Source organism: Pseudomonas sp. 1D4, assembly GCF_001728925.1.
Lineage (GTDB): Bacteria > Pseudomonadota > Gammaproteobacteria > Pseudomonadales > Pseudomonadaceae > Metapseudomonas > Metapseudomonas otitidis.
Genome location: NZ_LXJQ01000028.1, coordinates 58,544 through 71,957, shown reverse-complemented (window position 1 = coordinate 71,957; position 13,414 = coordinate 58,544). Strand labels below are relative to the sequence as shown.

The following is a 13,414-nucleotide window of genomic DNA, read 5'->3' as shown; positions in this document are numbered from 1 at the left end:
TCGACGATCAGCATCAGAGAAAAGGGCCCTTCGGGGCCCTTTTCTTTTGGATTGGTTAAAAGTTGACACCCTCTGGGGGCGTCCGTACAATTGCGCCTCCTTTTAACAGGCGCAGTCCGTCTGTTGGGGGCAAGCAGAGATAGAGTCTGAGGTCAAAATGCAAAACCAACAAATCCGTATTCGGTTGAAGGCTTTTGACCATCGCCTGATCGATCAATCCACCCAGGAAATCGTGGAAACCGCGAAACGTACTGGTGCTCAGGTGCGTGGTCCGATTCCTCTGCCTACTCGCAAGGAGCGGTATACCGTTCTGATCTCTCCGCACGTCAACAAGGACGCGCGCGATCAGTACGAAATCCGCACTCATAAGCGTGTTCTGGACATCGTCCAGCCGACGGATAAAACCGTTGACGCGCTGATGAAGCTCGACCTTGCTGCAGGCGTGGAAGTGCAGATCAGCCTCGGCTAATAACCTTCGGGTTCTTAGTCGTGTAACGCTCTGAAATGGGCGGCCATAGCGGGTGAAAGCCCCGTACACTCATGAGGTTTACAACATGACTATTGGTGTAGTCGGTCGTAAGTGCGGCATGACCCGCATTTTCACCGAAGAAGGTGTCTCCATTCCGGTTACGGTCATCGAGATCGAGCCGAATCGTGTGACCCAGTTCAAAAGCGAAGAGTCCGATGGCTATCGCGCCGTACAGGTAACTGTCGGCGAGCGTCGTGCTTCTCGCGTAACCAAGGCCCAGGCCGGTCACTTCGCCAAGGCGAGTGTGGCTGCTGGTCGTGGTGTCTGGGAGTTCCGCCTTGAAGAGGGCGAGTACCAGGCTGGCGACCAGATCACTGCCGAGATCTTCCAGGCTGGTCAGCTGGTTGATGTCACGGGTCAGTCCAAAGGTAAAGGCTTCGCCGGTACCATCAAGCGCTGGAATTTCCGTGGTCAAGACAACACCCACGGTAACTCCGTTTCTCACCGCGTCCCGGGCTCCATTGGCCAGTGCCAGACTCCTGGTCGTGTCTTCAAGGGCAAGAAAATGTCCGGTCACCTCGGTGCCGAGCGCGTAACCGTCCAGTCCCTGGAAGTGGTTCGTGTCGATGCTGAGCGCAACCTGCTGCTGGTCAAGGGTGCTGTTCCCGGCGCCACCGGTGGCGACGTGCTCGTGCGTCCGGCTGCCAAGGCTCGCGGTTAAGAGAGGAAGCTGAGATGCAATTGAATGTAAGTGGCGCTCAGGCTATCGAAGTCAGCGAGCGTACCTTTGGTGGTGAGTTCAACGAGACCCTGGTTCACCAAGCTGTCGTGGCCTACATGGCTGGCGGTCGTCAGGGCACCCGTGCACAGAAGACCCGCTCCGAAGTTTCTGGTGGTGGCAAGAAGCCGTGGCGTCAGAAGGGTACCGGTCGTGCCCGTGCTGGCACCATTCGCAGCCCCATTTGGCGCTCCGGTGGTACCACCTTTGCTGCCAAGCCCCAGGATCACTCCCAGAAGCTCAACAAGAAGATGTACCGCGCAGCGCTGCGCTCCATCCTCTCCGAGCTGGTTCGTCAGGACCGCCTGGTCGTAGTGCCTGAGTTCGCTGTTGAGGCGCCGAAGACCAAAGCCCTGCTGGGCAAGCTGAATGGTCTGGGTCTGAGCGACGTGCTGATCATCTCCGATGACGTCGACCAGAACCTGTACCTTGCCGCTCGTAACCTGCCTCACGTCGATGTGCGTGATGTTCAGGGTTCCGATCCGGTAAGCCTGATCGCCTATGACAAGGTGCTGGTCACCGTGTCGGCCATCAAGAAATTCGAGGAGCTGCTGGCATGAACCAGGAACGCGTATTCAAAGTGCTGGTTGGCCCGCACATCTCCGAGAAGGCTACCGTTCTGGCAGATGGCAAGAGCCAATTCGTCTTCAAGGTTGCTTCCGATGCAACCAAGCTGGAAATCAAGAAGGCCGTAGAGAGCCTGTTCAGCGTGAAGGTCGCCGCAGTCAATACCCTGAACGTAAAGGGCAAGACTAAGCGCACCGTTCGTGGTCTGGGCAAGCGCAATGACTGGAAGAAAGCGTACATCGCTCTCCAGCCTGGCCAAGATCTCGATTTCGCCAGCAGCGCTGAGTAAAGGGGTGCATCATGGCAATCGTTAAATGCAAACCGACTTCCGCTGGCCGCCGTTTCGTGGTCAAGGTCGTCAACCAGGATCTGCACAAGGGTGCTCCCTATGCTCCGCTGGTTGAGAAGAAGTCCAAGTCCGGTGGTCGTAACAACAACGGCCGCATCACCACTCGTCATATCGGTGGTGGTCACAAGCAGCATTACCGCCTGGTCGACTTCCGTCGCAACAAGGATGGTATCCCTGCCGTTGTCGAGCGTATCGAATACGATCCGAACCGTACTGCGCACATCGCTCTGCTGAAGTACGCCGACGGCGAGCGTCGCTACATCATCGCTCCCAAGGGCGTTGTGGCGGGTGATCAACTGATCTCCGGTGCCCATGCGCCGATCAAGGCTGGCAACACCCTGCAGCTGCGCAATATCCCGGTTGGTAGCACCGTTCACGGTGTCGAGCTGAAGCCGGGTAAAGGTGCTCAACTGGTGCGTTCCGCTGGTGCTTCCGCTCAGTTGGTCGCCCGTGAAGGTGCCTATGTAACCCTGCGTCTCCGCTCCGGCGAAATGCGCAAGATTCTGGCCGAGTGCCGTGCGACTCTGGGCGAAGTCTCGAACTCCGAGCACAGCCTGCGTTCGCTGGGCAAGGCTGGTGCCAAGCGCTGGCGTGGCGTTCGTCCGACCGTTCGTGGTGTCGCCATGAACCCGGTCGACCACCCGCATGGTGGTGGTGAAGGTCGTACTTCTGGTGGTCGTCATCCGGTTTCGCCGTGGGGCTTCCCGACCAAGGGTGCGAAGACTCGCGCGAACAAACGCACTGACAACATGATTGTCCGTCGCCGTAAATAATCGAGGATACGACTGTGCCGCGTTCTCTGAAAAAAGGTCCCTTTATCGATCTTCACCTGTTGAAGAAGGTCGAAGTGGCGGTGGAAAAGAACGATCGCAAACCGGTCAAGACCTGGTCGCGTCGTTCTATTGTTCTGCCGCAGATGGTCGGTCTGACCATCGCTGTACACAACGGTCGCCAGCATGTACCCGTTCTCGTGAACGAAGACATGGTCGGCCACAAACTGGGCGAGTTCGCCGCTACCCGCACCTATCGCGGGCATGCTGCGGACAAAAAGGCCAAGCGTTAAGGGGTAAGGAAAGATGGAAGTAGCCGCTAAGCTGTCGGGCGCTCGAATCTCCGCCCAGAAAGCCCGCTTGGTCGCCGACCAGATCCGCGGGAAGAAGGTGGGCGAGGCGCTCAACCTGCTGTCCTTCAGCAGCAAGAAAGCCGCTGAAATCATGAAGAAAGTGCTGGAGTCGGCCGTAGCCAACGCCGAGCACAACGAAGGCGCTGATGTGGATGACCTCAAGGTCTCTACCGTTTTCGTTAACGAAGGGCGTTCGCTGAAGCGCATCATGCCGCGTGCCAAAGGCCGCGCTGATCGCATCGTCAAGCGGTCTTGCCATATCACTGTCAAGGTTGCGGACAAGTAACGGAGTCGATCAGATGGGTCAGAAAGTACATCCCACTGGCATTCGCCTGGGAATCGTCAAGGAGCACACCTCCGTCTGGTACGCAGATAAGCGCACTTATGCCGACTATCTGTTTGCCGATCTGAAGGTCCGTGAGTACCTCCAAGACAAACTAAAAAGCGCGTCCGTAAGCCGTATCGATATCCATCGTCCGGCTCAAACCGCACGCATCACCATCCACACCGCTCGTCCCGGCATCGTGATCGGCAAGAAGGGTGAGGATGTCGAGAAGCTGCGCCAGGACCTGACCAAGCAAATGGGTGTGCCTGTGCACATCAACATCGAAGAGATCCGCAAGCCGGAACTCGACGGTATGCTGGTTGCTCAGAGCGTTGCTCAGCAGCTCGAGCGTCGCGTTATGTTCCGTCGTGCCATGAAGCGTGCGGTACAGAACGCCATGCGTCTTGGTGCCAAAGGCATCAAGATCCAGGTCAGTGGTCGTCTCGGTGGTGCCGAGATCGCGCGTACCGAGTGGTACCGCGAAGGCCGTGTGCCCCTGCACACCCTGCGCGCCGACATTGATTACGCAACCTACGAGGCTCACACCACTTACGGTGTGATCGGTGTGAAGGTTTGGATCTTCAAGGGTGAGGTCATTGGTGGCCGCCAGGAAGAGCTGAAGCCCGTAGCGCCCGCTCCTCGTAAAAAAGCTGCTAAGTAAGGAGTACGCAAAATGCTGCAACCCAAGCGTACAAAATTCCGCAAGCAGATGACCGGCCACAACCGTGGTCTGGCTCACCGCGGTAGCAAGGTCAGCTTCGGCGAGTTCGCCCTGAAGGCGGTTTCTCGCGGTCGTCTCACCGCTCGCCAGATCGAAGCGGCACGTCGTGCCCTTACCCGTCACGTGAAGCGTGGCGGCAAGATCTGGATCCGTGTATTCCCCGACAAGCCCGTCACCAAGAAGCCCCTCGAAGTTCGTATGGGTAAAGGTAAGGGTGGCGTCGAGTACTGGGTAGCCCAGATCCAGCCGGGCAAGGTGCTCTACGAGATCGAGGGTGTTTCCGAAGAGCTGGCGCGTGAGGCCTTCGCCCTGGCTGCTGCAAAGCTGCCGCTCGCCACCTCCTTTGTTAAGCGGACGGTGATGTGATGAAAGCGAATGAACTTCGTGAAAAAACCGCAGAGCAGCTGAACGAGCAACTGCTCGGTCTGCTGCGCGACCAGTTCAACCTGCGTATGCAGAAGGCAACTGGCCAGTTGGGGCAGTCTCACCTGCTCTCGCAAGTGAAGCGCGACATCGCTCGCGTCAAGACTGTGCTGAACCAGCAGGCAGGTAAGTGATCATGGCTGAAGCTCAGAAAACCGTCCGTACGCTGACCGGCCGCGTCGTCAGCGACAAGATGGACAAAACCATCACCGTCCTGATCGAGCGCCGTGTAAAGCACCCGATCTACGGTAAATACGTGAAGCGCTCGACCAAGCTGCACGCTCACGACGAAACCAACCAGTGCCGCATCGGCGACAAGGTCACCATCCGTGAGACCCGTCCGCTGGCCAAGACCAAGTCCTGGGCGCTGGTGGAAATCGTCGAACGTGCCGTGGAAGTCTAAGGACTAAGGGTCGGAGAAAGATATGATTCAGACTCAATCCATGCTCGACGTCGCTGATAACAGCGGTGCTCGTCGCGTTATGTGCATCAAGGTCCTGGGTGGTTCGCACCGTCGTTATGCCGGTATCGGCGATATCATCAAGGTCACCGTCAAGGAAGCGATCCCCCGTGGCAAGGTCAAGAAAGGCCAGGTGATGACCGCTGTTGTGGTCCGCACCAAGCACGGTGTTCGTCGTCCTGATGGCTCCATCATCCGCTTCGATGGCAACGCTGCTGTTCTGCTGAACAACAAGCAGGAGCCGATCGGTACCCGCATCTTCGGGCCAGTGACCCGTGAGCTTCGTTCCGAGAAGTTCATGAAGATCGTCTCGCTCGCCCCTGAAGTGCTGTAAGGAGAAGCCGTCATGCAAAAGATTCGTCGTGACGACGAGATCATCGTCATCGCCGGCAAAGACAAGGGCAAGCGTGGCAAGGTGCTCAAGGTTCTCGCTGACGACCGTCTGGTCGTCGGTGGGATCAACCTGGTGAAGCGCCACACCAAGCCGAACCCGATGTCCGGCATCCAGGGCGGTATCGTCGAGAAGGAGGCGCCCCTGCACGTCTCCAACGTCGCCATCTTCAATAGCGAAACCAACAAGGCTGACCGCGTTGGCTTCAAAATCGAAGACGGCAAAAAAATTCGTGTCTTCAAGTCCACCCAGAAGCCGGTTGGCGCTTGAGAATCATAGGTAGAACACCATGGCACGACTGAAAGAGATTTACCGGAAGCAAATCGCGCCCAAGCTGAAAGAAGAGCTGAAGCTGGCCAACGTGATGGAAGTTCCGCGTGTTACCAAGATCACCCTGAACATGGGTCTCGGCGAAGCAATCGGTGACAAGAAAGTCATCGAGAACGCTGTAGCCGACCTGGAAAAAATCACCGGTCAGAAGGCCGTCGTGACCTACGCCCGCAAATCCATTGCCGGCTTCAAGGTCCGCGAAGGCTGGCCGATTGGTGTCAAGGTGACACTGCGTCGCGATCGTATGTACGAGTTCCTGGATCGCCTGCTCTCCATCTCCCTGCCGCGCGTTCGTGACTTCCGCGGCCTGAATGCCAAGTCCTTCGATGGTCGCGGCAATTACAGCATGGGCGTGAAAGAGCAGATCATCTTCCCGGAAATCGATTACGACAAGATCGATGCGCTGCGTGGTCTGGATATCACCCTGACCACCACCGCCCGCAATGATGATGAAGGTCGCGCTCTGCTGCGCGCTTTCAACTTCCCCTTCCGCAACTGATTGGAGCAGGAATATGGCCAAACAGAGCATGAAGAACCGCGAGCTGAAGCGTCAGCTGACGGTCGCCAAGTACGCCAAGAAGCGTGCCGAGCTCAAAGCTATCATTGCCAACCCGAACTCCACTCCGGAAGCGCGTTGGGAAGCCCAGGTAGCTCTGCAGAAGCAGCCGCGTGACGCCAGCGCGTCGCGCCTGCGTAACCGCTGCCGCATCACTGGCCGTCCGCACGGCGTTTACCGCAAGTTCGGGCTGTCCCGTAACAAGCTGCGTGAAGCTGCCATGCGTGGTGACGTTCCCGGTCTGGTCAAAGCCAGCTGGTGATGTCAGAGGTCGACGCCAGTCGTCGGCCTTTCATGGATGTTTCGAATCAAGCCCCGCAAGGGGCTTGATTCGTTTCTGGGGTCTCTCTAGAATATTCGGCTCGCCCGATTCAGGCCTTCTTGTGCCTGAAGCTCGCAGGTGACTCTAGCCGCAAGGCTATTCTTTTGTATTTAGGAGCAACTAGCCCATGAGTATGCAGGACCCGTTAGCGGACATGCTAACTCGTATCCGTAATGCCCAGATGGCTGAAAAGTCTGTCGTAAGCATGCCGTCCTCCAAGCTGAAGGTGGCGGTAGCCAACGTTCTGAAGAACGAGGGTTACATCACGGGATACCAGGTCAGCAGCGATGTTAAGCCTCTGCTGTCCATCGAGCTGAAGTACTTCGAAGGCCGTCCGGTCATTGAAGAACTGAAGCGCGTAAGTCGTCCTGGCCTGCGCCAGTACAAGTCCGTCGATCAGCTGCCGAAGGTTCGTGGCGGTCTGGGCGTTTCGATCGTGTCCACCAACAAGGGTGTGATGACTGATCGTGCTGCTCGCGCCGCTGGCGTTGGTGGCGAAGTGCTTTGCACTGTGTTCTAAGGGGGTTGAAGCATGTCTCGCGTTGCTAAGAACCCCGTCAAGCTGCCTGCTGGTGTTGAAATCAAGCTGGCTGGTCAGCAACTTTCCGTTAAGGGCGCCAAGGGCACTCTTGAGCTGAAAGTCCATCCGTCCGTGGAAATCCTGCAGGAAAACGGCGAGCTCCGCTTCGCCGCTCGCAATGGCGACCAGCAGAACAAAGCCATGGCCGGTACCACCCGTGCGCTGGTGAACAACATGGTCGTAGGCGTCAGCCAAGGCTTCGAGCGCAAGCTCCAGCTGGTCGGCGTCGGCTACAAGGCTCAGGCCAAAGGCCAAGTGCTGTCCCTGGCTCTCGGCTTCTCCCATCCGGTTGACTACGAGCTTCCGCAAGGCGTAACCGCTGAAACCCCCAGCCAAACCGACATCCTGATCAAGGGTATCGACAAGCAGCTGGTTGGTCAGGTGGCCGCCGAGATCCGCGACTTCCGTCCGCCGGAGCCTTACAAAGGCAAGGGTGTACGTTACGCCGATGAAGTCGTGCGTCGTAAAGAAGCTAAGAAGAAGTAGGGCATAGCAAATGAGCGTAAAGAAAGAAACTCGTCTGCGTCGCGCTCGCAAGGCACGCCTGAAAATGCGCGAGCTGGAAGCCGTACGCCTCTGCGTATATCGCTCTTCCCAGCACATCTACGCCCAGGTCATTTCGGCCGACGGCGCCAAGGTCCTGGCCAGCGCCTCGACTCTGGACAAAGAACTGCGTAGCGGTGCCACCGGCAACGTTGACGCGGCCAAGAAAGTCGGCCAGCTGGTTGCCGAGCGCGCGAAAGCCGCTGGCGTTACCCAGGTAGCGTTCGATCGTTCTGGCTTCAAGTACCACGGTCGCGTCAAGGCGCTGGCCGATGCTGCTCGTGAAGGCGGGCTGGAGTTCTAAGTTATGGCGAACAATGAGCAAAAGCGCGACGAAGGCTACATCGAGAAGCTGGTTCAGGTTAACCGCGTTGCCAAGACCGTAAAAGGTGGCCGTATCTTCACCTTCACCGCGCTGACCGTGGTGGGTGATGGTAAAGGTCGCGTTGGTTTCGGTCGTGGCAAGTCCCGCGAAGTGCCTGCTGCAATCCAGAAGGCCATGGAAGCTGCCCGTCGCAACATGATCCAGGTAGAGCTGGATGGCACCACCCTGCAGTACCCTATCAAGTCCGCTCACGGCGCCTCCAAGGTGTTCATGCAGCCGGCTTCCGAAGGTACCGGGATCATCGCCGGCGGTGCCATGCGCGCTGTCCTGGAAGTGGCGGGTGTCCAGAACGTCCTGGCTAAGTGCTACGGCTCTACCAATCCGGTGAACGTGGTTTATGCCACCTTCAAGGGCCTGAAGAACATGCAGTCCCCTGAAGCTGTTGCAGCCAAGCGTGGCAAGAGCGTCGAGGAGATTCTCTGATCATGGCTACTGTAAAAGTTACGCTGGTCAAGAGCGTGAATGGCCGCCTGGCCAACCACAAAGCCTGCGTCAAAGGCCTTGGCCTGCGTCGTATCGGTCACACCGTAGAAGTTCAGGACACTCCTGAAAACCGCGGCATGATCAACAAGGCTTATTACCTTCTGCGTGTCGAGGGTTAATCCATGAAACTGAACGATCTGCGTTCCGCGCCGGGTGCCCGTCGCGAGAAGCACCGTCCGGGCCGTGGCATCGGTAGCGGTCTGGGCAAGACCGGTGGCCGTGGTCATAAAGGTCAGACCTCTCGCTCCGGTGGCACCATCGCCCCCGGCTTCGAGGGCGGTCAACAGCCCCTGCACCGTCGCCTGCCGAAGTTCGGCTTCGTTTCCCTGAAGGCCATGGATCGCGCTGAAGTGCGCACCTCCGAGCTGGCCAAGGTGGAAGGCGATGTCGTCACTCTGCAAGCGCTGAAGGATGCCAACGTGATCAACCAGAACGTGCAGCGTGTGAAAGTCATGCTGTCCGGTGAAGTTGCTCGCGCGGTCACCCTGAAAGGTATCGCCGCCACCAAGGGTGCGCGTGCGGCCATCGAAGCAGCTGGCGGTAAGTTCGAGGACTAAATGGCTAAGCAAGGTGCTCTCTCCGCGCTCAGCAATGGCGGATTGTCCGAGCTCTGGGCTCGACTGCGTTTCCTGTTCCTGGCGATCATCGTCTATCGGATCGGCGCGCACATCCCAGTGCCCGGTATCAACCCGGACCGGCTGGCCGAACTGTTCCGGCAGAACGAGGGGACCATTCTTAGCCTGTTCAACATGTTTTCTGGCGGTGCGCTGGAGCGCATGAGTATTTTTGCACTGGGGATCATGCCGTACATCTCGGCCTCGATCATCATGCAGCTCATGACCGCTATCAGCCCGCAGCTGGAGCAGTTGAAGAAGGAAGGTGAAGCTGGCCGTCGCAAGATCAGCCAGTACACCCGCTATGGCACCGTAGCTCTAGCGCTGGTTCAGGCCATCGGCATGTCTGTAGGTCTGGCCAGTCAGGGCGTCGCTTTCTCGACTGATTTCGGCTTCCACTTCGTGGCAGTCACCACCTTCGTGGCCGGTGCGCTGTTCATGATGTGGCTGGGCGAGCAGATCACTGAGCGCGGTGTCGGCAACGGTATCTCGATGCTTATCTTTGCAGGCATCGTTGCCGGTCTGCCGAGGGCGATCGGGCAGTCTTTCGAGTCTGCCCGGCAGGGCGATATCAACATCTTCGCCCTGATCGCCATTGGCCTCCTGGCGGTTGCGATCATCGGCTTCGTGGTCTTCATCGAGCGTGGTCAGCGCCGCATCGCGGTGCACTATGCCAAGCGCCAGCAGGGCCGCAAGGTTTTTGCTGCGCAGAATAGCCACCTGCCGCTGAAGGTGAACATGGCGGGCGTGATCCCGGCCATTTTTGCCAGCAGTATCCTGCTGTTCCCAGCGTCGCTGGGGACGTGGTTCAGCCAGTCTCAGAACATGGGCTGGCTGCAGGACCTCTCGCAGGCGATCGCTCCTGGTCAGCCGTTGAATATCTTGCTGTTTAGTGCAGGGATCGTTTTCTTCTGCTTCTTCTACACAGCGCTGATGTTCAACCCGAAAGACGTGGCGGAGAACCTGAAGAAGTCCGGTGCCTTTATCCCGGGTATTCGTCCTGGTGAGCAGTCTGCGCGCTACATCGATGGCGTTCTGACTCGTTTGACCATGTTCGGTGCCCTGTACATGACGGCTGTCTGCCTGCTTCCCCAGTTCCTTGTGGTTGCGGCAAACGTTCCGTTCTACCTTGGCGGGACCTCGTTGCTGATCGTGGTTGTGGTTGTGATGGATTTTATGTCCCAAGTACAGTCGCACCTCGTTTCGCACCAGTATGAATCCCTCATGAAGAAAGCCAACCTGAAGGGCTACGGCGGCGGAATGCTCCGCTGACGCAGTGCCGTAAGGTTCTAGGAGTTACTGATGAAAGTTCGTGCATCGGTGAAGAAGCTGTGCCGTAACTGCAAGATCATCCGTCGCGACGGTATCGTTCGCGTGATCTGCAGCGCGGAGCCGCGTCACAAACAGCGCCAAGGCTGAGTGTGATTCACGCGTCGTGAGCCCGGCAGCTAGTGTGCTGCCGGGTTGATTATTCGTTATTACAGCGCTAATATCGCGCGCCCTATTTCTTGGCTTCCGGGGCACCGATAGCTGTCAACTGGAGTTTTCATTGAATGGCCCGTATTGCAGGCGTCAACATTCCAGATAACAAGCACACTGTTATCTCGCTGACCTACATCTACGGTGTTGGTCGCACCACCGCGCAGAACATCTGTGCGGCTACCGGCGTCAACCCGTCGGTGAAAATCAAGGATCTGACCGACGAGCAGCTCGAGCAGCTGCGTGGCGAAGTGGCCAAGCTCACCACTGAGGGTGACCTGCGCCGCGAGATCAACATGAACATCAAGCGTCTGATGGATCTGGGCTGCTACCGCGGTCTGCGCCATCGTCGTGGTCTGCCTGTTCATGGCCAACGCACCAAGACCAACGCGCGCACCCGCAAGGGCCCGCGTAAGCCGATCCGCAAGTAATTTTGCGTCCGCGAATCGACAGGAATTAAGTCATGGCTAAGCCTGCTGCTCGTCCCCGTAAGAAAGTCAAGAAGACAGTGGTTGATGGGATTGCCCATATCCACGCTTCCTTCAACAACACCATCGTGACCATCACCGATCGTCAGGGCAACGCTTTGTCCTGGGCGACCTCCGGTGGTTCCGGTTTCCGTGGCTCCCGCAAGAGCACCCCGTTCGCTGCCCAGGTGGCTGCGGAGCGTGCCGGCCAAGCCGCTCTGGAATACGGCCTGAAGAACCTCGACGTCAACGTCAAGGGTCCCGGCCCGGGTCGTGAGTCCGCCGTGCGTGCTCTGAACGCCTGCGGCTACAAGATTGCCAGCATCACCGACGTGACGCCGATCCCGCACAACGGGTGCCGTCCGCCGAAGAAGCGTCGCGTGTAATAGGAGACAGTGAGAAATGGCTCGTTACATTGGTCCCAAATGCAAACTGTCCCGTCGTGAAGGCACTGACCTCTTCCTGAAGAGCGGCGCTCGTGCCCTCGAGTCCAAGTGCAACATCGAATCCGCTCCTGGCCAGCACGGTGCCCGTCGTGGCCGTCTGTCCGACTACGGCACCCAGCTTCGCGAGAAGCAGAAGGTCCGTCGTATCTACGGTGTTCTGGAGCGTCAGTTCAGCGGTTACTACAAGGAAGCTGCCCGTCGCAAGGGCGCTACCGGCGAGAATCTGCTGCAACTCCTCGAGTGCCGTCTGGATAACGTCGTCTACCGCATGGGCTTCGGTGCTACCCGTTCCGAATCCCGTCAGCTGGTTTCCCACAAGGCCATCAGCGTGAACGGCCAGACCGTCAACATCCCCTCCTATCAGGTCAAGGCTGGTGACGTAGTCGCTGTTCGCGAGAAGTCCAAGAACCAGCTTCGCATTGCTCAAGCCCTTGAGCTGTGCGCTCAGCGCGGTCGCGTTGAGTGGGTTGAAGTCGACGCCGACAAGAAGTCGGGCGTGTTCAAAAGCGTTCCGGCTCGTACTGATCTGTCCGCCGACATCAACGAAAACCTGATTGTCGAGCTCTACTCCAAGTAAGGGCTAGAAAATAGGTGCATCCATGCAGAGTTCGGTAAATGAGTTTCTGACCCCTCGCCACATTGATGTGCAAGCGGTCAGCACGACCCGCGCCAAGATCACGCTCGAGCCTCTCGAGCGTGGCTTCGGCCATACCCTGGGCAACGCGCTTCGTCGCATCTTGTTGTCCTCCATGCCTGGCTGTGCAGTAGTCGAGGCCGAAATCGATGGCGTACTCCATGAGTACAGCGCCATCGAAGGTGTTCAGGAAGACGTCATTGAAATCCTGCTCAACCTGAAAGGCCTGGCTGTCAAACTGCACGGCCGTGACGAAGTAACGCTGAACCTGGTCAAGAAAGGCCCGGGCGTTGTCACTGCTGCCGATATTCAGCTGGATCATGATGTCGAGATCGTCAACGGTGACCACGTCATCGCCAACCTGGCGGACAACGGCTCGCTGAACATGAAGCTGAAAGTGGCTCGCGGCCGTGGGTACGAGCCCGCTGACGCGCGCCAGAGTGATGAAGACGAGAGCCGCAGCATCGGCCGTCTCCAGCTCGACGCTTCCTTCAGCCCGGTCCGTCGCGTTGCATACGTCGTGGAAAACGCCCGTGTCGAGCAGCGCACCAACCTGGACAAGCTGGTCATCGACCTGGAAACCAACGGCACTCTGGACCCCGAAGAGGCTATCCGTCGCGCCGCTACCATCCTGCAGCAGCAGTTGGCAGCGTTCGTGGACCTCAAAGGTGACAGCGAGCCTGTGGTCGTGGAACAGGAAGACGAGATCGATCCGATCCTCCTGCGCCCCGTCGACGACCTTGAGCTGACCGTGCGTTCGGCCAACTGCCTGAAGGCGGAGAACATCTACTACATCGGCGACCTGATTCAGCGTACCGAAGTAGAGCTGCTCAAGACTCCGAACCTGGGCAAGAAGTCCCTGACCGAGATCAAGGACGTCCTGGCCTCCCGTGGTCTGTCCCTCGGCATGCGCCTCGACAACTGGCCGCCGGCAAGTCTTAAGAAGGACGACAAGGCGACTGCCTGATC

27 protein-coding genes are annotated in these 13,414 nt (G+C 58.2%); all 27 read left to right on the top strand.

Features of this window, described 5'->3' with window-relative positions; genetic code table 11:
* The first annotated feature begins 157 nt into the window (after positions 1 to 157).
* The 27 genes from rpsJ (at position 158) to rpoA (ending at position 13,412) form a co-directional block, all read left to right on the top strand.
* Positions 158 to 469, top strand: coding sequence for a 30S ribosomal protein S10 (rpsJ, locus tag A7D27_RS15715; protein ID WP_003243886.1), 312 nt, complete (start codon positions 158 to 160; stop codon positions 467 to 469).
* Between the two features lie 85 nt (positions 470 to 554).
* A complete protein-coding gene (rplC, locus tag A7D27_RS15710; protein ID WP_044410965.1) occupies positions 555 to 1,190 on the top strand; it encodes a 50S ribosomal protein L3 in 636 nt (211 codons plus the stop codon).
* A 14-nt stretch (positions 1,191 to 1,204) separates the two neighbouring features.
* A complete protein-coding gene (gene rplD, locus A7D27_RS15705; RefSeq protein WP_044410967.1) occupies positions 1,205 to 1,807 on the top strand; it encodes a 50S ribosomal protein L4 in 603 nt (200 codons plus the stop codon).
* Entirely contained in the window at positions 1,804 to 2,103 is a 300-nt protein-coding gene (gene rplW / locus A7D27_RS15700) for a 50S ribosomal protein L23 (RefSeq protein ID WP_044410970.1), read from the top strand. Before rplD ends, rplW begins: the two co-directional genes overlap by 4 nt.
* Positions 2,104 to 2,114: 11 nt before the next feature.
* The gene (gene rplB / locus A7D27_RS15695) at positions 2,115 to 2,936 is read left to right on the top strand and encodes a 50S ribosomal protein L2 (RefSeq protein ID WP_069562479.1); all 822 of its coding nucleotides are present in this window, start codon (positions 2,115 to 2,117) and stop codon (positions 2,934 to 2,936) included.
* Between the two features lie 14 nt (positions 2,937 to 2,950).
* Positions 2,951 to 3,226: a 30S ribosomal protein S19 gene (gene rpsS / locus A7D27_RS15690; RefSeq protein ID WP_027590504.1), complete on the top strand. Its 276-nt coding sequence runs from the start codon at positions 2,951 to 2,953 to the stop codon at positions 3,224 to 3,226.
* A 13-nt stretch (positions 3,227 to 3,239) separates the two neighbouring features.
* A complete protein-coding gene (gene rplV / locus A7D27_RS15685; protein WP_044410997.1) occupies positions 3,240 to 3,572 on the top strand; it encodes a 50S ribosomal protein L22 in 333 nt (110 codons plus the stop codon).
* Positions 3,573 to 3,585: 13 nt separating this feature from the next.
* Positions 3,586 to 4,272, top strand: a complete 687-nt coding sequence (gene rpsC, locus A7D27_RS15680; RefSeq protein WP_044411000.1) for a 30S ribosomal protein S3 — start codon at positions 3,586 to 3,588, stop codon at positions 4,270 to 4,272.
* A gap of 12 nt (positions 4,273 to 4,284) precedes the next feature.
* The gene (gene rplP / locus A7D27_RS15675) at positions 4,285 to 4,698 is read left to right on the top strand and encodes a 50S ribosomal protein L16 (protein WP_044411003.1); all 414 of its coding nucleotides are present in this window, start codon (positions 4,285 to 4,287) and stop codon (positions 4,696 to 4,698) included.
* Entirely contained in the window at positions 4,698 to 4,889 is a 192-nt protein-coding gene (gene rpmC, locus A7D27_RS15670; RefSeq protein WP_044411006.1) for a 50S ribosomal protein L29, read from the top strand. The genes rplP and rpmC overlap by 1 nt, the downstream gene beginning before the upstream one ends.
* Before the next feature lie 2 nt (positions 4,890 to 4,891).
* Positions 4,892 to 5,158: a 30S ribosomal protein S17 gene (rpsQ, locus tag A7D27_RS15665; protein ID WP_044411009.1), complete on the top strand. Its 267-nt coding sequence runs from the start codon at positions 4,892 to 4,894 to the stop codon at positions 5,156 to 5,158.
* 22 nt (positions 5,159 to 5,180) lie between these two features.
* Positions 5,181 to 5,549, top strand: coding sequence for a 50S ribosomal protein L14 (gene rplN, locus A7D27_RS15660; protein ID WP_003448734.1), 369 nt, complete (start codon positions 5,181 to 5,183; stop codon positions 5,547 to 5,549).
* Positions 5,550 to 5,561: 12 nt separating this feature from the next.
* On the top strand, positions 5,562 to 5,876 hold the full coding sequence (gene rplX / locus A7D27_RS15655; RefSeq protein WP_069562478.1) for a 50S ribosomal protein L24: 315 nt from the start codon (positions 5,562 to 5,564) through the stop codon (positions 5,874 to 5,876).
* A 19-nt stretch (positions 5,877 to 5,895) separates the two neighbouring features.
* Positions 5,896 to 6,435 (top strand): 50S ribosomal protein L5, encoded by a 540-nt coding sequence (gene rplE, locus A7D27_RS15650; RefSeq protein ID WP_044411014.1) that lies wholly within the window; start codon positions 5,896 to 5,898, stop codon positions 6,433 to 6,435.
* 13 nt (positions 6,436 to 6,448) lie between these two features.
* A complete protein-coding gene (rpsN, locus tag A7D27_RS15645; protein WP_044411017.1) occupies positions 6,449 to 6,754 on the top strand; it encodes a 30S ribosomal protein S14 in 306 nt (101 codons plus the stop codon).
* 187 nt (positions 6,755 to 6,941) lie between these two features.
* Complete coding sequence (gene rpsH / locus A7D27_RS15640; protein WP_069565396.1) at positions 6,942 to 7,334, top strand: 30S ribosomal protein S8; 393 nt, start codon at positions 6,942 to 6,944, stop codon at positions 7,332 to 7,334.
* A 12-nt stretch (positions 7,335 to 7,346) separates the two neighbouring features.
* Positions 7,347 to 7,880, top strand: coding sequence for a 50S ribosomal protein L6 (rplF, locus tag A7D27_RS15635; protein WP_044411021.1), 534 nt, complete (start codon positions 7,347 to 7,349; stop codon positions 7,878 to 7,880).
* Between the two features lie 10 nt (positions 7,881 to 7,890).
* Entirely contained in the window at positions 7,891 to 8,241 is a 351-nt protein-coding gene (rplR, locus tag A7D27_RS15630) for a 50S ribosomal protein L18 (RefSeq protein WP_044411023.1), read from the top strand.
* 3 nt (positions 8,242 to 8,244) lie between these two features.
* The gene (gene rpsE / locus A7D27_RS15625; protein WP_044411025.1) at positions 8,245 to 8,745 is read left to right on the top strand and encodes a 30S ribosomal protein S5; all 501 of its coding nucleotides are present in this window, start codon (positions 8,245 to 8,247) and stop codon (positions 8,743 to 8,745) included.
* A gap of 2 nt (positions 8,746 to 8,747) precedes the next feature.
* Positions 8,748 to 8,924: a 50S ribosomal protein L30 gene (gene rpmD, locus A7D27_RS15620; protein ID WP_036991154.1), complete on the top strand. Its 177-nt coding sequence runs from the start codon at positions 8,748 to 8,750 to the stop codon at positions 8,922 to 8,924.
* A 3-nt stretch (positions 8,925 to 8,927) separates the two neighbouring features.
* Positions 8,928 to 9,362, top strand: coding sequence for a 50S ribosomal protein L15 (gene rplO, locus A7D27_RS15615; RefSeq protein ID WP_069562476.1), 435 nt, complete (start codon positions 8,928 to 8,930; stop codon positions 9,360 to 9,362).
* On the top strand, positions 9,363 to 10,691 hold the full coding sequence (secY, locus tag A7D27_RS15610; protein ID WP_069562475.1) for a preprotein translocase subunit SecY: 1,329 nt from the start codon (positions 9,363 to 9,365) through the stop codon (positions 10,689 to 10,691). It begins immediately after the preceding gene.
* A gap of 30 nt (positions 10,692 to 10,721) precedes the next feature.
* The gene (gene rpmJ, locus A7D27_RS15605; protein ID WP_003093693.1) at positions 10,722 to 10,838 is read left to right on the top strand and encodes a 50S ribosomal protein L36; all 117 of its coding nucleotides are present in this window, start codon (positions 10,722 to 10,724) and stop codon (positions 10,836 to 10,838) included.
* Positions 10,839 to 10,972: 134 nt separating this feature from the next.
* Entirely contained in the window at positions 10,973 to 11,329 is a 357-nt protein-coding gene (gene rpsM / locus A7D27_RS15600; RefSeq protein ID WP_044411054.1) for a 30S ribosomal protein S13, read from the top strand.
* A 32-nt stretch (positions 11,330 to 11,361) separates the two neighbouring features.
* The gene (rpsK, locus tag A7D27_RS15595; RefSeq protein ID WP_003093689.1) at positions 11,362 to 11,751 is read left to right on the top strand and encodes a 30S ribosomal protein S11; all 390 of its coding nucleotides are present in this window, start codon (positions 11,362 to 11,364) and stop codon (positions 11,749 to 11,751) included.
* A gap of 16 nt (positions 11,752 to 11,767) precedes the next feature.
* The gene (rpsD, locus tag A7D27_RS15590) at positions 11,768 to 12,388 is read left to right on the top strand and encodes a 30S ribosomal protein S4 (protein WP_044411057.1); all 621 of its coding nucleotides are present in this window, start codon (positions 11,768 to 11,770) and stop codon (positions 12,386 to 12,388) included.
* Between the two features lie 22 nt (positions 12,389 to 12,410).
* Positions 12,411 to 13,412, top strand: a complete 1,002-nt coding sequence (rpoA, locus tag A7D27_RS15585; protein ID WP_044411060.1) for a DNA-directed RNA polymerase subunit alpha — start codon at positions 12,411 to 12,413, stop codon at positions 13,410 to 13,412.
* Positions 13,413 to 13,414: the final 2 nt, after the last annotated feature.